Origin of the sequence: Nonomuraea sp. NPDC050202, assembly GCF_040656115.1 — a bacterium.
Taxonomy (GTDB): domain Bacteria; phylum Actinomycetota; class Actinomycetes; order Streptosporangiales; family Streptosporangiaceae; genus Nonomuraea.
This window is the reverse complement of record NZ_JBFALF010000004.1, coordinates 324,355-342,910: the sequence shown is the minus strand read 5'-3', so window position 1 is coordinate 342,910 and position 18,556 is coordinate 324,355. Positions and strand designations below refer to the sequence as shown.

The window sequence follows — 18,556 nt, the reverse complement described above, 5'->3', positions numbered from 1 at the left end:
CCCTTCCGGGGGACGGCCGCGGCCGTCCCCCGTGTGCCGAATTACTGGGCGTTGGCCGTGGCCGCGTCGGCCAGCCCCTGCTGCAGCGCCTTGACGTCCTTGCTGCCCAGGTAGAGCCCGACCGCCTCGTTGATCGCGGCCAGCCACGGCTGGTTCACCGCCACGCCGTGCTGGATCGACCCGGCGAGCTTGTTGCTCGACCAGTCCTTCAGCGCGTCGGCCAGGTAGTCGGTGTAGAGCGACTGGTCGGCGTCCTTACGGGCGGGGATGGAGCCCTTCTTCGGGTTGAAGGCGTCCTGGCCCTCCTTGCTGGCGGCGACCTTCAGCCAGGCCATCGCCCCGTCACGGTTCTTGGCGCCCTTGGGCAGGGTGAAGCTGTCGGACAGCCACAGGTAGGTGCCCTCGGTGCCCGGCGCGGGCGCCCAGTCGAAGTCCGTCTTCGACTGCTTGCCCAGGCCGCCCTCCGGCGGGTTGTGGAAGTAGCCGTACGCCCAGTCGCCCATGATGTTGAACGCCGCCTGGCCGTCGGCCACCTGCTTGGCCGCGGGCTGCCAGTCGTCCTGCGGGTCGCCCGCGTACTCCATGATCTTGGCGAAGTTGGTCAGCGCCGTGGTCACCTGCGGGCTGTTCCAGTCGGCGCCCGGCTTGAACAGGGCGTTGTACGCGTCGGCGCCGAGCGTGCCGAGCAGCACGCTCTCCATCAGGTGGGTGACCGTCCACTCCGACCCGATCGACAGCGGGATCTTGCCCTTGGCCTTGACCTTCTCCAGCGCCGCGATGAACTCCTCGATCGTCTTCGGCGCGGCGGCGACCCCGGCGTCCTTGAGCACGGCGGGGTTGAACCACAGGACGTTCGAACGGTGGATGTTCACCGGCACGGAGTAGATCTTGCCGTCGACGCTGATCTGCTCGACGAGCTGGGCGGGGAAGACGTCCTTGAGCTTGAGCTCGTCGTAGAGCGGGGTGAGGTCCTCCAGGTTGCCCGCCTTGATGTAGCCCTGCAACTCGGCGCCCGCGTGGCCCTGGAAGGTGTCGGGCGGGGTGTTCGCCTGGAGTTTCGACTGCAGCAGCGCCTTGGCCTTGTCGCCGGAGCCGCCGGCCACCGCCGCGTCGAAGAAGGTGAGGTTCGGGTTCTGTTGCTCGAAGAGCTTTCTCATCGCCTGCAGGCCGTCGGCCTCGCCCGGGCCCGTCCACCAGGAGAAGACCTCAACCTGCTGCTTCCCGCCGCCGCTCGCGGCGGGCGCCTGAGTGGCCTGCCCTCCGCCACCGCCTCCACAGGCCGCCAGGCCGAGCACACTCGCCATCGTGATCGATACGGCCGCTAACCACCGTCGCATTCCACACCATCCCTTCGAAATCCCCCGAAGTTGGTGATTTGACAACGTTGTCAACAACGGCTATCAACCCACTTCGGGCCGCGCGTCGTCAAGGGATGGGCGGTAACAGCTCCGCATATTCGACAGAGCGCTCGCGGACATGCGACCTCAGGCGACGCGCTCCAGCGTGCCGTCGGCCCTGGTCACGACCGTGACGCCGAAGTCGTGGCGGGTGCCGTCAAGATCGCCACCGTCCGCGGCCACCACCAGCGCGCCCTTCGACACGCCGAGCCCGACCAGCGCGAGCAGGCCGCAGCCGCCGTCGGGCGGCCACGTGGCCAGCACCACGTCCGTCTCGGACAGGTGTACCGGGAGGTCGAGCGCGGCCATCCTGGCCAGCAGGTCCGCGTGGGACAGGCGGGCGCCGTCGGCCAGGAGCACGGCGAGCTGGCGCTTGGCGTCCAGCGCGGGCAGCGCGGTGGGCTCCAGCGTGAGCAGGCAGCGGAAGTCGATCGTGTCGAGCGCCGGGCCCAGCGAGACGACCTGGCGCACCCGCGACTCCTCGGCCGCCAGGATCGCCGTCTCCGCCAGGTCGGGCGTGGTGATCAGGACGCGGGCGTCGCACTCGCGCAACCACGCCGCCATCTCGTACGCGCCCAGCCCCGGATCGATCGGCGCCGCCACCCCGCCGGCGGCCACCACCGTGTGGACCGCCAGCGTCTGGGCGCCCGCCGTGGACACGTGCACGCCCACCACCTGGTCACGCCGGGCGCCCCTGCGCACGAGCCCGGAAGCCGCCCTGGTCACCTCGGTCACCAGCCCGCGGTAGCCATGGACGTGGCCGCCGCGCAGGTCGATGAGGGCGGGGCGGTCGCCGCGCTCGTAGGCCCGGCGGAACACTTCATGGATCACGGTGCCGGTGGCCGAGGCGGTGGGTCTCATGCCCGTCAACGTACGGCCGCCGGGACGGCCCGAGCATCCACCGATGTATGTAGGCCACTGTGCATTCCCCTGCGGGAGCCCTGCACTCCCTTCGCCAGGTGGGCGGGCCCGAGCCCTGCGCGGCTCGAGCCCGCTGTCACACGCCCGGAGCCGGACCCCCACCCCTCCGAGAAGGTCCAGCCCCACGCGGACGCGTGACGTCCCCGACCGATCGGCCGCGGCGCCCCCGTCGCGAGGGGCGAGGTACGCGCGGTGCGGTCGATCACATAGGGAACGGTAGGCGTGCACAGGGTGCCCGCACATGCGCTGACATGGCCATTCGACGATGTACGCGCGATGTGTAGAAGGCTCACCGGCTGCCGATCACCCATGCGGCGATCTGTGTACGCGTGGCGAAGCCCAGCTTCGCCAGGATGTTGGCCACGTGCCGGGCCACGGTCGCCGGGCTGATGACGAGCTCGTCGGCGATCCCCCGGTTGCTGAGCCCCCTGGCGACCAGCTCGGCGATCTCCTGCTCCCTGGCCGTGAGCCTGCTGTCCTGGCGGACCGGCACGACCGGCACGGCCGGCGGCTCGGGCAGGTCGCCCTCGAGCGCGCAGGCCACGGCCTGGTCGGCGGTGAACCGCGTGCCCTCCGCCCACAACACGCCGACGACGGCCTCGCCGAGGCTCTCGCGGGCCGGTCGCAGCACGTCCTCCGTGCGGGCGTCCGGCTGCCGCCCGCCCAGCGTCACCGCCGCCGCCACCAGCAGGACCGCGCGCCGGTGGTCGCCCTCGGCCGTGACCAGCGCGGCCCACGCCTCCAGCCGGCGCGCGATGCCGGCCCGCAGGCCCGCGTCGCGGCTGAGCAGCAGCGCCTCGGTGAGCCTGGCCCTGGCCTCCGCCAGGTCGCCCTCGTCCAGCGCCACCCGGCCGAGCCCGGCCAGGCAGCTCACGATCTGCTGCCTGGCGTCCACGTGCTTCAGCAGGCTCAGCCCCGACTCGTAGTGCCGCCTGGCGGTGCCGGGGTCGCCCGACCGCCTGGCCACCTGCGCCAGGCCGATGTGGCCGACGGTCCGGCCGTAGTGGTTGTCGAGCTCCTCGCTGATCGACAGCACCTCCTGGTAGGCGCGCCGCGCCTCGTGCAGGCGGCCCTGGTGCAGGCCGTAGCGTGCCCTCGTGGCCTGGGCCAGCGACTCCAGGACGAGATCGCCCGACCGCCTGGCCGTGTCGAGCGCCCGGTCGATCGCCGCCTGCTCGCCGGTGAGCTGGGCCAGCGCGATCGTGCCGAGGGCCGTGCCGTACACGTCCCCGGCGGCGGAGCACAGCTCCAGCCCGGCGCGGACGTGCCGCAGGCCCGGCTCGAAGTCGCCCGCGGCCAGCGCCAGCTCTCCGCGGACGATCGTGGCCCGCCCGCGCAGCCCCTGCGGCACCTGCGGGGCGTCGAGGGCGAGCAGCCGGTCGAGCCGCTCGGTCGAGTCGAGCTTGCGACCGCTGCCGATCAGCAGGAAGCGGATGTCGGTCAGCAGGGTGAGCGCGGTCTCCGGCATGCCGATGGCGATCGACCAGTCGCAGGCGGAGTTCACCTCGGCCTTGAGGCCGTCGAAGAGGTTGACGTAGCGCTCGATCACCGGCCACGACGTGCGCACCCCTGGGGCCAGCGACTCCCTGAACCCGGCGGCCAGCCTGGCCAGCGCCGTCAGGTGGCGGCGGCGCAGCTCGGCCTCCTCGCCGGACTCGGCGAGCTGCTCCAGCGCGTACTCGCGGACGGTCTCCAGCAGCCGGTAACGCGCGTGCCCCGCCACCTCGCCGTCGAGCACGACCAGCGACTTGTCCACCAGGTCGCAGAGCCGGGGCAGCACCTCCTCCTCCGCGAGCCCGGGGCCCGAGCAGACCCATTCGGCCAGGTCCAGCGTCCAGGCGGAGCGGAAGGCGGCCGTACGGCGCAGCAGCAGCCGCTCCTGCGGGGTGAGCAGCCGGTAGCTCCAGTCCACCGCCGCCCTGAGCGTGCGGTGCCGGGCCGGAGCCGTACGGGCGCCGCCCGCCAGCAGCCTGAACCGGTCGTCCAGCCGCTCGACGAGCTGCCCCACGGACAGCACCCGCACCATGGCGGCGGCCAGCTCGATCGCCAGCGGCAACCCGTCGAGCGCCTGGCACAGCTCCACCACCAGCGGCCGCGTCTCGCCGGTCAGCTCGAAGCCGGGCCGCGCGGCCGTGGCCCGGGCCACGAACAGCCGCACCGCCTCGCTCTCGGCGCCCTCCCCCGCCTCGCCCACCGACAGCGGCGGCACCCGCCACACCGTCTCGCCCGGCACCCGCAGCGGCTCCCTGCTGGTCGCCAGCACCGTCACGCCCGGACAGGCGCGCAGCAGGTCGCGGCAGAGCTCGGCGCACTCCCCGATGACCGGCTCGCAGTTGTCGAGCAGCAGCAGCACGCGCCGGTCGCCGATCGTCTCCACCAGCTCGCCCGAGATGCCGAGCGCGGCCGCGACCTGCTCCCTGAGCTGCCCCTTCTCCAGGTCGGCCAGCTCGCTCACGCACACGCCGCCCGCGTCCGCGCAGGCCAGCCTGGCGGCCAGCCGCAGGGCCAGCCGGGTCTTCCCGATGCCGCCCGCCCCGCACAGCGTCACGATCCGCGAGACGCGCATCAGGTGGACGAGCTCGTCGACATCCGCCTCCCGGCCCACGAACGGGTTCGGCTCCGCCGGGAGGCTGCTGAGGTCCGCGAATCGCTGCATCACTGTGAGTGTGTCACTAACCACGCTCCGCGCCCAGACCATATTCGGATGAAGAAGTGCCGCCCCGGGTGGGCACACTCACACCATGGCCGAAGAGCCGCTCGAACTCGGGGAGATGTCCTTCTCCGAGTGGTACGCCCACACCGACAAGATGGCGGAGGTCGGCTTCCTGACCATCGCCAGGAAGCTGCCGTCCCTGGTCAGGCAGGCGATGCGGATGGCCTGGCGGGCCAGCCCTCGCGACACGGCGGCCACGATCGTGCTCAACCTGCTCGGCGGCGTGTTCACCGCGTTCGGTCTCCTGGCCACCACCGGCGTGCTGACCGCCCTGTTCAGCGAGGGCCCGACCCCCGACCGCGTCATGGCCGCCCTGCCCAGCCTCGCCCTGGTCGCCGGGGCGGCCGTGCTGCGCACGACCACGCAGGCCGGTGCGGGGTGGGCCCAGTCACGCCTCGACCCGCAGGTCACCCGGCTGACGGAGGAGCGCCTGTACGGCCTGACCAGCCGCGTGAACCTGGTGGCCTACGACGACCCCGACTTCCACGACGCCCTGCAGCGCGCCCGGCTGCGCGGGGCTGCCATGGCCGACTCGGTGGTCACCTGCACCATCGACGTGGTCACCGCCGCCGTCGGCATCGCCGCCGTCGCGGGCGTGCTGGGCGTGCTGCACCCCGTCCTGCTGCCGCTCCTCCTCCTGGCCGTGCTCCCCGACGCCTGGGCCGCCGTGCGCAGCGCCCGCATGCAGTACGCCACGATGTACTCCCTCATCCCCGCCAACCGCCGCAAGTGGATCATCGGCCAGCTGCTGGCGGAACGGGATCCCGCCGCCGAGGTGCGCTCCTTCACCATGCGCGGCTTCCTGCTGCGCATGTACGACGCGGTGGCCAAGGCCGAGCAGGACGTCCTGCTCGGCCTGGCCCGCCGCCAGACCCTGGCCCGCCTGGCGGGCGAGGCCCTGGGCGGCCTCGGCGCCGCGCTCGTCTACATAGCGCTCGGCGTCCTGCTGGCCGTCGCCGCGATCCCCCTGGCGGTGGCCGGCACCGCCGTCCTGGCCATCCGCTCGGCCCAGGGATCGCTCGGCCGGCTCATGTACGCCACCAACCGCCTCTACGAGGAGGGCCTCTACTTCACCGACTTCCTCGACTTCTGCGCCGACGCCGAGAACCGCATCCCCGGCCCCCGCCACGCTCCCGTCCCGGAGTCCTTCGAGCGCATCACGGCCACCGACATCACCTTCTCCTACCCGGGTGCCCCCGCCCCCGCCCTGCGCGGGGTGTCCATCGAGATCAAGCAGGGCGAGGTGATCGCGTTCGTCGGCGAGAACGGCTCCGGCAAGACCACCCTGGCCAAGATCCTGTCCGGCCTGTACGAACCCGACACCGGCACCGTCCACTGGGACGACACCGACCTGCGCCAGGTCAGCCCCGAAGCCCTCCGCCTGCGCACCGCCGTCATCGCCCAGGACCACACCCGCTGGCCGCTGACCGCCCGCTACAACATCACCATGGGCACCGGCAAGGGCGAGCCCGCCCTGCACGCCGCCGCCGCGGTCGCCGGCGCCGACGAGGTCATCGCCGGCCTCCCGCACGGCTACCGCACCCTGCTCGACCGCCGCTTCAAGGACGGCCACGAACTGTCCGGCGGCCAATGGCAGCGCATCGCCGTCGCCCGCGGCTTCCACCGCGACGCCGACCTGCTCATCTGCGACGAACCCACCGCCGCCCTCGACGCCCGCGCCGAACACGCCCTCTTCGAACGCATCCGCCACCACGCCGACGGCCGCACCGTCCTGCTCATCACCCACCGCCTGGCCAGCGTCCGCTACGCCGACCGCATCTACGTCCTCGACCACGGCGAGATCACCGAACAGGGCGACCACGACACCCTCATGTCCCTCAACGGCCTCTACGCCGACCTCTACACCCTCCAGGCCGCCGCCTACCGCTGACACCCGCCAGGCCGCCGCCTACTGCTGACACTCGCCAGGGCTCTGGCCGCGGCCCTGCGCGCAGACCCGGCTCACCGCAGCGCGGCCTGGATGACGGCACGGGCGATGGCGGCCACGGCGTCCACCCGATCCCCCGGCCGCTCCAGCACCACCCCCACGGCCACCTCAGGCGCCTCCGCGGGCGCGAAGGCCGTGATCACGGCGTTCTCCCCCGGCACCCCCTCCGACGCGGCCGTCTTGGCCGCCATGCGCACGCCGGGCGCCCCCGGCACCCCACCCACCTCAGGCATCCCCGTCCCGGCCCTGGACCCCTTCCCGGAGGCGGGCGAGGCGGCCGTCATCATGGCCGCCAGGTACCGCGCCAGCAGCGGCGGCACGACGGTCCGATACGGCACGGGCGAGGCCCGGTTGATGACCGCCCCGTCCGGCAGCCGGGCCTCCTCCACCAGGTACGGCCGCATCAACAACCCGTTGTTCGCCACGGCCGCCGACAACATGGCCACCATCAGCGGCGTCACCCGGCTGTCGTGGTGCCCGATGGCCGCCAGCGCCATCTGGGTCCTGTCCACGACCGTCGGATACCGGCTGGGCGTCGCGAGCAGCGGGATCCGCAGCTGGCCCGCGTTGAACCCGAACGCCTCCGCCTGATCCCGCAGCAGGTCCTGCCCGAGTTGCAGCCCGATGGCGGCGAAGGCGGTGTCGCAGGACGCCTGGAACGCGTACGCGAGCGTCGGCCGCCCGTTCCCGCACCGCCCGGTCTCCAGGTACGCCGGCGCCCCCGGCAGCCGCAGCCGGGCGGGCGCGTGCACCGGGCCCGCCGGCGTGTACTCGCCGGACGCCAGCGCCGCCGCCGCGGTGACGAGCTTGAACGTGGACCCGGGCGGATAGAGCTGGTTCAGCGCCCGGTTGAGCAGGGGTTGCGAGGGCGCCTGCCGGAACCGCCGCGCGGTGTCGGCCAGCAGCCTCCGGTCGAAGGTGGTCAGCGCGTTCGGGTCGTACGTCGGGTACGTGGCCAGCCCCAGCACCGCCCCGGTGGCGGGGTCGAGTGCCACCACCGCCCCCGGGATGCCCGCGGTCCGCAGCCCCTGGTACGCCGCCCGCTGCACCCGGTCGCGGATCGTCAGCCGGACGTCGGCCCCTCCGACGGTCCCGTCCCCGACCAGCGACCTGACCCTGACCTTGGCGTCGTCGCCGGACAGCACCGCGTCCTGCGCCTGCTCGATGCCTGTCGTGCGGTGCAGCGACACGTGCCCGGTGACGGCGGCGTACTCCTCGCCCCGGGGGTAGGCGCGCCGGTACCGGTACGGGCCGCCGGTGGCCAGGCTGGTGGCGATGGGGGTGCCGTCGTGGGTGAGGATGTCGCCGCGCGGGCGGCCGTACCTGTCGATCAGCGTGCGCTCGTTCCTGCGGTCGGCGTTGAGCGCGTGCGAGCCGAACGCCTGGATGAGCGTGATGTGCGCGAGCAGGGCGAACAACATCGCGGCGCACAGTGTGGCGACCCGGCTCAGCGGGACGTCGCGCCGCCTCCCCCTCGATCCAGCCATGGATCGAGGTGTAGCAACCGGGCCGCAAAGGCAGGGCTACAGGAGGCTGCGGTAGTAGGAAATCTTGTGGTGGATGTAGCTCTGGCGCTCGGCGAGGTTCGCGATCTGGGCCTGGACCTGCCGCTCGTGCTCTTCCAGGAGCTCGATGCGGTCGGGGATGGTGTGGTCGCCCGCCCGTACGAGCTCGGCGAAGCGCAGCATCGTGGCGATGGGCATGCCCGTGTCGCGCAGGCAGCGGACCATGCCCAGCCAGCCGACGTCCTCCTGGCTGAACCTGCGCTGCCCGGCCGCGTTGCGGTCGACGCGCTCCAGCAGGCCGATCTTCTCGTAGTAGCGGAGGGTGTCGATGCTGAACCCGGTCTCTTCGACGACTTCCGCAGGTGTGTACACGCTCACGTAGCCAAGAATCTCACCTGGAGCGCACTCCAGGTCAACCGGCTTGACATGGAGTGCGCTCCAGGTCCCAGAGTCTGCGCCATGGACATCGCACTGGGCACGATCCCGTTCGGCACCGCCGTCGACCTGGACACCACCTTCGCCATCCTGGACCGGTTCGTGGAGGCCGGCGGCACCAGGATCGACACGGCCAACAACTACCCGTTCTGGGTGGAGGGCCGCACGGGCGACGAGAGCGAGCTGGCCATCGGCGCGTGGCTGGCCGCCCGCGGCAACCGGGACGAGGTCGTCATCAGCACGAAGGTCGGCGCCCGCCCCACCGTCCCCGGTGACCTCACCCTGGACTCGGCGGAGGGCCTGTCCGCGGCCGCGATCGCCAAGGGCGCGGAGGGCAGCCTCACGAGATTGGGGACGGACTACATCGATGTGTATTGGTCGCACATCGAGGACCGTTCCGTCCCGTTCGAGGAGACTCTGGGGGCGTTCGACGAGCTGGCCCGGGCCGGCAAGGTCCGGGCCATCGGCGCGAGCAACATGCCGGCCTGGCGGCTGGAGCGGGCCAGGAACGTCTCCGCGGCCCGCGGCTGGATCCCCTACACCTACGTGCAGCAGCGCCACACCTACCTGCGCCCGCGCCCGGGCACCAGGCTCCCCGAGTCGGGGCACACGCTGGTGTCGGACGACCTGCTGGGCTACCTGGCGGCCGAGCCGGACCTGACGCTGTGGGCGTACAACACGCTGATGTTCGGCGCCTACACGCGGCCCGACCGGACCATCCCGGAGATCTACGATCACCCGGGCACGACGCGCCGCCTGGCCGTGCTGCGGGAGATGGCCGGCGAGCTGGGCGCGACCCCGAACCAGGTGGTGCTGGCCTGGCTGATGGCCGGTGGCATCGTGCCGATCGTGGGGGTCTCCACGATGGAGCAGCTGGAGGAGGCGATCGGGGCGGCGGACCTCAAGCTGGACGACGAGCTGCGCGCCCGCATGGACGCCGCCGCCTGAGCCGCCGCCGGCCGCCTCCTGGCCGCCGCCCGGCAGCCCGCTCAGCAGCCGCCCAGCCGCCTCCTGGGCGACGTCAGGGCAGGTGGTCCGCCAGGTAGCGGCGGACCAGCTGCTTGCATTCGGCGATGAGCTCGGGGTCGCCGGCGGGATCGACGCGGAAGGCCAGCTTGAGCACGGCGTCGGTGGCCTCGACCGCCACCACCAGCGCCCGGTCGAGCCCGGGGCCGACGGGGGCGTCGAGCAGCTCCATCGACAGGGCGCGCAGGCGCTCGGCCACCACGACGTTGTTCTCCTGCGTCTCGTCGAGCGCCCACTTGCCGCCGTCGCCGGGGGCGCCGAGCACCTCGCCGAAGTCGACCACGGCGAAGCCGGGGGTGGTGCGCTTCATGTCGACGAACTCGTCGATGGCCAGATCGGCCAGATCCGTCCAGTGGCCGAGGTCGGCCGTGGGGATGAGCTCGATGATCCGCTGAAGGAACGCCTCGAGGTTGCGCCGCGCCAGCGCCCGCACCAGCCCCTGCTTGTCGTGGAAGAACTGGTAGAAGGTGCCGATGGGCACCTCGGCCCGGCGCGCGACCTCCTTCGTGGTCAGCGCATCGTAGCCGACCTCGTCGAGCAGGAGCGCGCACTCGTCGAGCATCCGCTCCACTCGCTCGACGCTCCGGCGCTGAGCGGGTCGGCGGCGCAGGGTACTGGTCATGCCTCCATCCTTGCGCATCGCCGCCACGATGAGTCAGAGTCTGTGACCGCGGGATAACATGAGCCACCCTCACGTAGGAGGCGGGAATGTTCTTGTGGGGCACGGCGACGGCGGCCTACCAGATCGAGGGCGCGACCGGCGAGGACGGCAGGGGCGCCTCCATCTGGGACACCTTCTCCCACGAGCCCGGCCGCACCAGCCGCGGGCAGACCGGCGACGTGGCGTGCGACCACTACCACCGCTGGCGCGAGGACGTCGCCCTCATGGCGGGGCTCGGCGTGAACGCCTACCGCTTCTCGATCGCCTGGCCGCGCGTGCTGCCCCTCGGCTCGGGCCAGGTGAACGCGCCGGGCCTGGACTTCTACGACCGGCTGGTGGACGCCCTGCTGGCGGCCGGGATCCAGCCGGTGCCGACGCTGTTCCACTGGGACCTGCCCCAGGCGCTGGAGGAGCGCGGCGGCTGGCTGAACCGCGACGTCTGCGAGCTGTTCGCCGAGTACGCCGCCGTGACCGCCGGACGGCTGGCCGACCGCGTCCCGCTGTGGATCACGCTGAACGAGCCGTTCGTGCACATGGCGTACGGCTACGCCATGGGCGTGCACGCCCCGGGCCGGGCCCTGCTGACCGGCGCCCTGCCCGCCGCCCACCACCAGCTCCTCGGCCACGGGCTGGCCGTCCAGGCGCTCAGGGCGGCCGGCGCCCGCCAGGTGGCGCTCACGAACAACTGCACGCCCGTCTGGCCGGCCTCCCGGAAGGAGCCGGACGTGCGGGCGGCCGACGCGTACGACATCCTGCACAACCGCCTGTTCAACGACCCCGTACTCCTGGGCAGATATCCGGACCTGTCGGCGTACACGCCCGCGCTGGACTTCGTCCGCGACGGCGACCTGGCGACCATCGCCGCCCCGCTGGACGCCCTCGGCGTCAACTACTACAACCCCACCCGCATCGCCGCCCCGACCGGCGACGGGCTGCCGTTCGACGACGCCGGCGTCAGCGGCTACCCGACCACCGCCTTCGGCTGGCCGGTCGTCCCCGACGGCCTGCGCGAGCTGCTCACCGGCCTGCGGACCCGGTACGGCGCCGCCCTCCCGCCGATCCTGATCACCGAGAACGGCTGCTCGCAGGAGGACGTCCCGGCCGCGGACGGCACGATCGACGACGCCGCCCGCGTCGACTTCCTCGACCGGCACATCGCCGCCATGCGCCAGGCCATGGCCCAGGGGGTGGACGTGCGCGGCTACTTCGTCTGGTCGCTGCTGGACAACTTCGAGTGGGCCGAGGGTTACGACCAGCGCTTCGGCCTGGTCCACGTGGACTTCGACACGCAGCGCCGCACGCCGAAGCGCTCCTACCACTGGTTCGCGGAGTTCCTCAGGGGTCAGAACACCGACACGTGAACGTGGTCGTAGTGGTTGGCGGTCACGCCGCCGCGGTCGGACATCGGGTCCCAGCCGCCGCCTGAGCGGATGTCGTAGTAACGCTGCTTCCAGATGATGTACATGACACCCAGCCGGGGGCCGTTCTTGATCAGCCAGGCGGACAGCGCGTCGCCGTTGGCCGCGTCGGAGCCCCCGGCCATCCTGCCGCCGCTCGACATCATGAAGTCGCAGGCCCGGCCCTTGCCGTGCTCGCCCGGGTCGCCGGGGCGCAGGCAGCCGACGCCGTACTTCATGGGGAAGTTCGCCATGATCTCAGCGCGTACGTTGATCATGCGCGGCGTCAGGCCCTCGGCGCCGCCGGGCTGCTGGAAGCCGTACTTCTGGAGCAGCTTCTGGATGTCGTCCTTCTTGTTCTCGAGGGCCTTGATCTCCTTGCGCAGCTTCTCGATCTTCTCGTTGGCGTTGAGCTTGGCGTCGTTGGACTTGTCGATGAGCTTCTTGATGCTCTCGACCCGTTCGGCCCGCTCGTTGGCCATGTAGGTCAGGTTGGCGGCGCCGCCCAGCATCGCGTACGGGTCGCTGCTGGGCGTGAGGAGCCGTACGCCGTCGAGCGGCCCCAGCATGTAGGAGGTCTGGGCGATCCGGCTCACCTCGGCCTGGGCGGCCCTGAGCTGGGCCTGCAGGTTGCCGGAGTTGTCGGTGGCCTTCTTGGCCTGGATCCTGATCTCCTCCAGGCTCTGGATCTGGCCGCGGTAGAGCTCGTTCAGCCGGGCGGCCTGCTTGGTGAGCTTGCGCAGCTCGGCTGGGCTGGGATCGGCCAGGGCCGGTGCGGGTGCAGGCAGTCCGAGCAGCCCGGAGAGTACGGCGACGAGAACGGCGAGCCGCCAGATTCTCACACCCGTCCCCTCCCCTCATAGACGGACCGAAACTATAGAAGATGATCTTGATCTCTGTCATCCGAACGACCGAACTGCTGCACCTTTGGCGAAACTTATAGGGTTTTGTCCGAATCGGTGACTCCCCCTGGCGTCATCGAGAGGGGTGCGGCGCGCCGGCCCCGCACGGCTCTTGCGCGGGCGGACAGAACATGATTCGGTCGCCTTGGGACATGCCGAAGACAAGCAAGCATTCGGTCAAGCGGGAGGCTCACGACATGCGCCAGCACGACAAGCTGTTCATCGGGGGCGAATGGGTGGCCCCAGCGGGCACCGGGACGATAGACGTCATCTCGCCCCACACCGAGGAGATCGTCGGCCGGGTGCCCGACGGCACCGCCGAGGACATGGAGCGCGCGATCGCCGCCGCCAGGGAAGCGTTCGACCACGGGCCGTGGCCGCGGATGACGTTCGCCGAGCGGGCCGGCGTGATCGGCCGGCTCGCCGCCATCTACAACGAGCGGCAGAGCGAGATGGCCCAGCTCATCACCGAGGAGATGGGCTCGCCGATCACCTTCTCCAACCTCGCGCAGGCACCGCAGCCGCTCGGCATGCTGCAGTACTACGCCGAACTCGGCAAGACCTTCCAGCAGGAGGAGCAGCGGCCCGGGCTGTTCGGCCCGATCACCGTGCGCCGGGAGCCGGTGGGCGTGGTGGCGGCCGTGGTGCCGTGGAACGTCCCGCAGTTCGTGACCATGACCAAGGTCGCGCCCGCGCTGCTGGCGGGGTGCACGATCGTGCTCAAGCCGGCGCCCGAGACGCCGCTGGACGCGTACCTGCTGGCCGAGTGGGCGGCCGAGGCCGGCGTGCCCGCGGGCGTGCTCAACATCGTCGTCGCCGGCCGCGAGGTCGGCGAGCACCTGATCTCGCACAAGGGCGTGGACAAGGTGGCCTTCACCGGCTCCACAGCCGCCGGACGGCGCATCGCCGCCGTCTGCGGCGAGCAGCTCAAGCGGGTCAGCCTGGAGCTGGGCGGCAAGTCGGCCGCGATCATCCTGGACGACGCCGACCTGGCCGCCAGCATGGGCTTCCTGTCGATGGCCTCCCTCATGAACAACGGCCAGGCGTGCGTCGCGCAGACCCGCATCCTGGCCTCCCGCAACCGCTACGACGAGGTCGTGGACGCGATCGCGGGCATGGTGAGCTCCCAGGCCGTCGGCGACCCCGCCGACGCCACGACCGGCATCGGCCCGCTGGTGGCCAAGCGGCAGCAGGAGCGGGTGGAGGGTTACATCAAGCTCGGCATGGACGAGGGCGCCAAGATCGTGGTGGGCGGGCTCGACCGGCCGTACGACAGGGGCTGGTACGTCGCGCCCACCGTCTTCGCGGGCGTCAGCAACGACATGCGCATCGCCCGCGAGGAGATCTTCGGCCCGGTCCTGGCCGTGATCCCGTACGAGGACGAGGCCGACGCCGTCCGCATCGCCAACGACAGCGACTACGGCCTGGCCGGCACGGTCTGGACGGCCGACGCCGACCACGGCATGGAGGTGGCCCGCCAGGTCCGCACGGGCACGTACGGCGTGAACTGCTTCATGCTGGAGACCAACGCGCCCTTCGGCGGTTACAAGGCCAGCGGCATCGGCCGCGAGCTGGGCCCCGAGGGTCTCAACAGCTACCTGGAGTACAAGACGATCAGCCGGCTCGGCTGAGGTTCCACACGAAGCGGAGGGCCCCGCCACCCACGGCGGGGCCCTCTTCGCGGATGGTGACCCAGCGCGCCCCCGCGACGCTGGGCTACCGCCCGACTACAGCAGTATGTCCCACGTCCACCGCACCGGCGGTTTCCTTCCCCAGGGACTTTCTCCCGGCGGTTTCCTTCCATCCGCCCTAGGTAGACGTGTTTTACTCAGGAAAAGTTCGAAGAGATCCATTTGCCGATCCGGCGGACGAGTTCGGGCGTCGCCGCGGCCTCCGCGTGGCCGAATCCCGGCTCGATCCAGAGCTCCTTCGGCTCCCGGGCGCCGTCGTAGAGCTGCCGCGGGTGATCCAGCGGGAAGAACGTGTCCGCGTCCCCGTGCACGATCAGCAGCGGCGCGGGCGAGATGAGCCCGGCGGCCTCGTGCGGGGGCATCGGGATCGGGTCCCACTCCTCCCGCGCGATCCGGGTCCGCTTGGCCACCCGCGCCGCCCACCGCCCGGCCGGCCGCTCGATGGCCCAGTGCACCTGCCGCATCGGCTTGGTCCCCCGGTAGTACCAGCGGGCGGGACCGCTCACCGCCACCACCGCGTCCACCCCGCCGCGCAGCCCGGCGTGCCGCACGGCCACCGCCGCGCCCATGGAGAAGCCGACGACCGCGATCTTGGAGTAGCCGACCACGCGGGCGTGCCTGACCGCCGCCTGCACGTCGAGGATCTCCCGGTCGCCCACCGTGGTCTCGCCGCCGGACCTGCCGTGCCCGCGGAAGTCGAACGCGATCACCCCGCCGTACCCGCTCAGCACGTGCACGATGCGGCGCGCGGGGCGGTCCCGCCACGACCCGGTGAAGCCGTGCGCCACCACGATGCCCACGTCGGTGCGGGCGGAGGGGGTGTGCGCGGCGTCGATGCGGACCCCGTCCTCGGTTCTGAGCATGACGGGAAAGTTGGGCGCGAGAGGCATGGCAACGAGGTTATGTCCGCCGCACGTCGATCCCGCGCCCGGCCACCCGCACCGCGATCCCGCGCTCCCTCGGCGTCAGGCAGGCGTACCGCGGGCCCGCCCCCACGCCGGCGGGCAGCGACCCCCGCACCGCCCTGGGCGATCACCTGGCGTGCGGGGTCAGCAACCGGTCGGATACGAATGCGAGGCGCTCAGGTCTGCGACGCTCATGATGATCCGCACCCGCGACTCGTCGGCCGCGTCGAGGGCCTGGCGGACGTTGGAGACCATCACGCGGGCGCCGCTCTCCTGGATGCGGTCGCGCAGCGCGGCGGTGTCGAGATCGGGCGGCAGGGGCCAGACGACACCGCCCGCCGCGATCACCGCGTTGGTCGACACCAGCAGGTCGGGCCCCACGGGCAGGCAGATGAGCACGGTGTCTCCAGCGCGCACTCCCCTGCGTCGCAACTGGACGGTCGCGACCGCGGACCTCTCGTCCAGCTGCTCCTCGGTGAGCTTCAGGCCCGTGCCCGAGTCCACCATCACGATGCGCTCATCCATGGGGCCCACCGTAGGGAGGGCGTCTCGTGCACACATGGGGCGGAATATGCAGATCCCTATGCAGAACTCGGCGCGGCTACGGGGCGCCCTTCTGATGCTCGGTGGCCCACACCGCGATCTGCGCCCGCGAGGTGTAACCGAGCTTCTCCATGATGTTGGCGATGTGGCGGGCGACCGTCGCGGGGCTGATCACCAGCTCCTCGGCGATGGCCCGGTTGGACAGCCCCCGCGTGAGCAGCCCGGCGATCTCCAGCTCGCGCGAGGTCAGCAACGAGTGCTTGACCGGCTCGGCCGTCACCGGGGCCCTCGGCGCGAACCGCTCGCCCGCCAGCACGTGGCGGGCGGCGTCGTCGGGGCTCGTCGTCCGGCCGCGCGACCACAGCGAGGTCGTCCGGCCCTCGCCCAGCTTGGTACGGGCCCGGCCGAGCAGCTCCTCGATCCTGGTCGTGGCCGAATGTTGCCCGATCGACTCGCGCAGTCCCGCCGCCGCCGCGGCGGCCAGCACCGCGCCCTCCAGGTCGCCCTGGCACTCGGCCAGCACCGACAGCCCCACCAGGCAGCGGGCCACGCCCTGCCGCTGGCCGGTGGCCCGCGCCAGCTCCAGGCTGGCCGCCAGTTGCTCGCGGGCGGCGCCGAACTCGTGCAGCATCGCCGCCACCCTGCCGATCCTCGCCAGGCAGCGGGTCAGCTCGGGGTCGCTGCCCAGCTCGCTCAGCCAGGGGACGGCCATCTCGTACTGGGTCTTGGCCGTCATCAGGTCGCCGCGGGCCTCGGCCACCGAGCCGAGCTGGACCGCCGTCCTGGCCATCAGCCAGCGATGACCGTGCTCGCGCGCCCGCGCCAGCGCCTCCTCGCCGTGCCGCTGCGCCTCCCGCAGCCTGCCGCGCACCAGCGCCACCGCCGACAGCCCGAGCAGGCCCGCCGCCTGGTTCCAGGTGTCGCCGGTGCGGGCGGCCAGGGCCAGGCCCTCCTCGGCGTGGTGCAGCGCGTCGTCGGCGCGCCCCATCCGCAGCAGCACGACGACGAGGAGGCTGTGCATGACGCAGCGCGGGAACACGTCGTCGCGCGACATCCTGGCCAGGCTCTCCTGCGCCGCCTCCAGGGCCCGGCTCAGCTCGTCGCGCGCCTCCAGCCCGTAGGCGAGGTACGCCTTGGCGTGCGCGATCTGGCCCGCGGGCACCCCGGCCAGATCGAGCGAGAGCAGCCGCTCCAGCCGGCCGACGATCTCCATCACGTTGCCGGCCAGGGGCAGCAGCCCCGTGCTGGTCCTGCACAGGCGCAGCCCCGCCGCCACGTTGCCGGACTCGACCGCCCAGTCGAGCGCCACCCGCTGGTCGTCGATGAGGTCGCGGCTGGCGGTCAGCGCCTCCAGCCGCGCCGGCCACGGCACGTCCGGCTGCACCATCTCGGTCGTGAAGTGGCGCTCCTGCAGCTCGCACAGCACGTCGAGGTGCCGCTCGCGCAGGACCTCGCGCTCGCCGGCCTGTTCGAGGCGCTCGACGGCGTACCGCTTGATGGTCTCCAGCAGCCAGTAGCGCCTGCGGCTCTCGTCGCACAGCACGAGCGACTTGTCCACCAGCCCGCCGAGCAGATCGACGATCTCGCCCTCGGGGATGGGCCGCTCGGCGCAGACCCGCTCGGCCAGCCCGAGGTCGAAATCACCGGCGAACACCGACAACCGCCGCAGCAGCACCTGCTCCTTGGCCGAGAGCAGGTCGTAGCTCCACTCGACGGCCGCCAGCAGCGTGCGCTGGCGGGGCGGAGCGGTGCGGCCACCGGTCGTCAGCAGCGAGAACCGGTCGTCGATGCGGTCGGCGATCCGGCCGGGGCTCAGCAGGCTCGTACGGGCCGCGGCCAGCTCCAGCGCCAGCGGCAGCCCGTCGAGCGCCCGGCACAGCCGCACCACGTCGGGCAGGCTCTCCGGCCCCAGCCGGGTGCCCGCGGCCGCCGCACGGTCCATGAAGAGCTGCACGGACTCGGCGTCGGGCGTGACGCGGTCCGGCAGGTCGAGCGGCGGCACCCGCCAGATCAGCTCGCTGGCGATGCGCAGCGGCTCCCTGCTGGTGGCCAGGACGCGCAGCGACGGGCACGCCGAGACCAGCGCGGCGACCACCTCGGCGCACCTGTCCACCAGGTGCTCGCAGTTGTCCAGCAGCAGCAGGCAGCGCTGGTCGCGCAGCCGGGCCGTCATGGTGTCGAGCAGCGGCCTGGCGGCCTCCTCGCGCACGCCGAGCACGCGGGCCACCTCCTGCTCGACGAGCTCGGGCCGGCCGAACCTGGCCAGCTCCACCAGCCACACGCCATCCGGGTAGGACGGCAGCAGCCCGGCCGCCACCTGGAGGGCCAGCCGCGTCTTGCCGATGCCGCCGACCCCGCACAGCGTCACCACGCGCGTCTCGCCGAACAGGTCGTGGAGGTCATCGAGGTCGCGCTCGCGTCCGACGAACCGGTTGGGCTCTGCCGGAAGGTTGTGCCGGGGGGTAGTTGGCATGTGCTCACCCTGCGTCGCGGAAGGATCACACTCTCCCAC

General features: G+C 72.1%; 14 protein-coding genes. 4 read left to right on the top strand and 10 right to left on the bottom strand.

From position 1 onward, the window contains the following. Positions 1-41: 41 nt before the first annotated feature. The 3 genes from AB0I79_RS15335 to AB0I79_RS15325 form a co-directional block, all read right to left on the bottom strand. A complete protein-coding gene (locus AB0I79_RS15335; RefSeq protein WP_357872449.1) occupies positions 42-1,337 on the bottom strand; it encodes an extracellular solute-binding protein in 1,296 nt (431 codons plus the stop codon). A gap of 147 nt (positions 1,338-1,484) precedes the next feature. Further along, positions 1,485-2,258 carry an AMP-binding protein gene (locus AB0I79_RS15330; protein WP_357872446.1) on the bottom strand — a complete coding sequence of 258 codons (774 nt, stop codon included), beginning with the start codon at positions 2,256-2,258 and terminating at the stop codon, positions 1,485-1,487. Between the two features lie 349 nt (positions 2,259-2,607). Then, the gene (locus tag AB0I79_RS15325) at positions 2,608-4,974 is read right to left on the bottom strand and encodes a LuxR C-terminal-related transcriptional regulator (protein WP_357872443.1); all 2,367 of its coding nucleotides are present in this window, start codon (positions 4,972-4,974) and stop codon (positions 2,608-2,610) included. 85 nt (positions 4,975-5,059) lie between these two features. On the opposite strand from AB0I79_RS15325, the gene AB0I79_RS15320 reads away from it, so the two are divergent. Beyond that, a complete protein-coding gene (locus tag AB0I79_RS15320) occupies positions 5,060-6,922 on the top strand; it encodes an ABC transporter ATP-binding protein (RefSeq protein WP_357872440.1) in 1,863 nt (620 codons plus the stop codon). Between the two features lie 71 nt (positions 6,923-6,993). Here the strand turns inward: AB0I79_RS15320 and AB0I79_RS15315 are convergent, their stop codons facing one another. Beyond that, on the bottom strand, positions 6,994-8,466 hold the full coding sequence (locus tag AB0I79_RS15315; protein ID WP_357872437.1) for a penicillin-binding transpeptidase domain-containing protein: 1,473 nt from the start codon (positions 8,464-8,466) through the stop codon (positions 6,994-6,996). A 36-nt stretch (positions 8,467-8,502) separates the two neighbouring features. Beyond that, positions 8,503-8,862 (bottom strand): MerR family transcriptional regulator, encoded by a 360-nt coding sequence (locus AB0I79_RS15310; protein WP_357872434.1) that lies wholly within the window; start codon positions 8,860-8,862, stop codon positions 8,503-8,505. A gap of 81 nt (positions 8,863-8,943) precedes the next feature. On the opposite strand from AB0I79_RS15310, the gene AB0I79_RS15305 reads away from it, so the two are divergent. After that, on the top strand, positions 8,944-9,867 hold the full coding sequence (locus AB0I79_RS15305; protein WP_357872432.1) for an aldo/keto reductase: 924 nt from the start codon (positions 8,944-8,946) through the stop codon (positions 9,865-9,867). A gap of 73 nt (positions 9,868-9,940) precedes the next feature. On the opposite strand, the gene AB0I79_RS15300 is transcribed toward AB0I79_RS15305, so the two are convergent. After that, positions 9,941-10,567, bottom strand: coding sequence for a TetR/AcrR family transcriptional regulator (locus AB0I79_RS15300; protein ID WP_357872429.1), 627 nt, complete (start codon positions 10,565-10,567; stop codon positions 9,941-9,943). 86 nt (positions 10,568-10,653) lie between these two features. Between AB0I79_RS15300 and AB0I79_RS15295 the strand changes: the two genes are divergently transcribed. Beyond that, the gene (locus AB0I79_RS15295; protein ID WP_357872426.1) at positions 10,654-11,967 is read left to right on the top strand and encodes a GH1 family beta-glucosidase; all 1,314 of its coding nucleotides are present in this window, start codon (positions 10,654-10,656) and stop codon (positions 11,965-11,967) included. Here AB0I79_RS15295 and AB0I79_RS15290 read toward each other — a convergent pair. After that, positions 11,949-12,845 (bottom strand): hypothetical protein, encoded by an 897-nt coding sequence (locus AB0I79_RS15290; protein ID WP_357872424.1) that lies wholly within the window; start codon positions 12,843-12,845, stop codon positions 11,949-11,951. The genes AB0I79_RS15295 and AB0I79_RS15290 overlap by 19 nt on opposite strands. Positions 12,846-13,102: 257 nt before the next feature. Here AB0I79_RS15290 and AB0I79_RS15285 point away from each other — a divergent pair, with 257 nt between their 5' ends. Beyond that, positions 13,103-14,536 (top strand): aldehyde dehydrogenase, encoded by a 1,434-nt coding sequence (locus tag AB0I79_RS15285; protein WP_357873055.1) that lies wholly within the window; start codon positions 13,103-13,105, stop codon positions 14,534-14,536. 197 nt (positions 14,537-14,733) lie between these two features. Here AB0I79_RS15285 and AB0I79_RS15280 read toward each other — a convergent pair whose 3' ends face one another. From AB0I79_RS15280 to AB0I79_RS15270, 3 genes are all read right to left on the bottom strand, one after another. Next, positions 14,734-15,459: an alpha/beta fold hydrolase gene (locus AB0I79_RS15280; RefSeq protein WP_357872422.1), complete on the bottom strand. Its 726-nt coding sequence runs from the start codon at positions 15,457-15,459 to the stop codon at positions 14,734-14,736. 186 nt (positions 15,460-15,645) lie between these two features. Next, positions 15,646-16,026 carry an AMP-binding protein gene (locus AB0I79_RS15275; protein ID WP_357872419.1) on the bottom strand — a complete coding sequence of 127 codons (381 nt, stop codon included), beginning with the start codon at positions 16,024-16,026 and terminating at the stop codon, positions 15,646-15,648. 76 nt (positions 16,027-16,102) lie between these two features. After that, positions 16,103-18,517 carry a LuxR C-terminal-related transcriptional regulator gene (locus AB0I79_RS15270; RefSeq protein ID WP_357872416.1) on the bottom strand — a complete coding sequence of 805 codons (2,415 nt, stop codon included), beginning with the start codon at positions 18,515-18,517 and terminating at the stop codon, positions 16,103-16,105. Positions 18,518-18,556: the final 39 nt, after the last annotated feature.

Coding starts and splice junctions, on each gene's coding strand:
- AB0I79_RS15320 (WP_357872440.1), top strand. CDS start 5,060: ATGGCCGAAGAGCCGCTCGAACTCGGGGAGATGTCCTTCTCCGAGTGG.
- AB0I79_RS15335 (WP_357872449.1), bottom strand. CDS start 1,337: ATGCGACGGTGGTTAGCGGCCGTATCGATCACGATGGCGAGTGTGCTC.
- AB0I79_RS15330 (WP_357872446.1), bottom strand. CDS start 2,258: ATGAGACCCACCGCCTCGGCCACCGGCACCGTGATCCATGAAGTGTTC.
- AB0I79_RS15300 (WP_357872429.1), bottom strand. CDS start 10,567: ATGACCAGTACCCTGCGCCGCCGACCCGCTCAGCGCCGGAGCGTCGAG.
- AB0I79_RS15315 (WP_357872437.1), bottom strand. CDS start 8,466: ATGGCTGGATCGAGGGGGAGGCGGCGCGACGTCCCGCTGAGCCGGGTC.
- AB0I79_RS15270 (WP_357872416.1), bottom strand. CDS start 18,517: ATGCCAACTACCCCCCGGCACAACCTTCCGGCAGAGCCCAACCGGTTC.
- AB0I79_RS15275 (WP_357872419.1), bottom strand. CDS start 16,026: ATGGATGAGCGCATCGTGATGGTGGACTCGGGCACGGGCCTGAAGCTC.
- AB0I79_RS15305 (WP_357872432.1), top strand. CDS start 8,944: ATGGACATCGCACTGGGCACGATCCCGTTCGGCACCGCCGTCGACCTG.
- AB0I79_RS15325 (WP_357872443.1), bottom strand. CDS start 4,974: ATGCAGCGATTCGCGGACCTCAGCAGCCTCCCGGCGGAGCCGAACCCG.
- AB0I79_RS15280 (WP_357872422.1), bottom strand. CDS start 15,459: ATGCTCAGAACCGAGGACGGGGTCCGCATCGACGCCGCGCACACCCCC.
- AB0I79_RS15285 (WP_357873055.1), top strand. CDS start 13,103: ATGCGCCAGCACGACAAGCTGTTCATCGGGGGCGAATGGGTGGCCCCA.
- AB0I79_RS15295 (WP_357872426.1), top strand. CDS start 10,654: ATGTTCTTGTGGGGCACGGCGACGGCGGCCTACCAGATCGAGGGCGCG.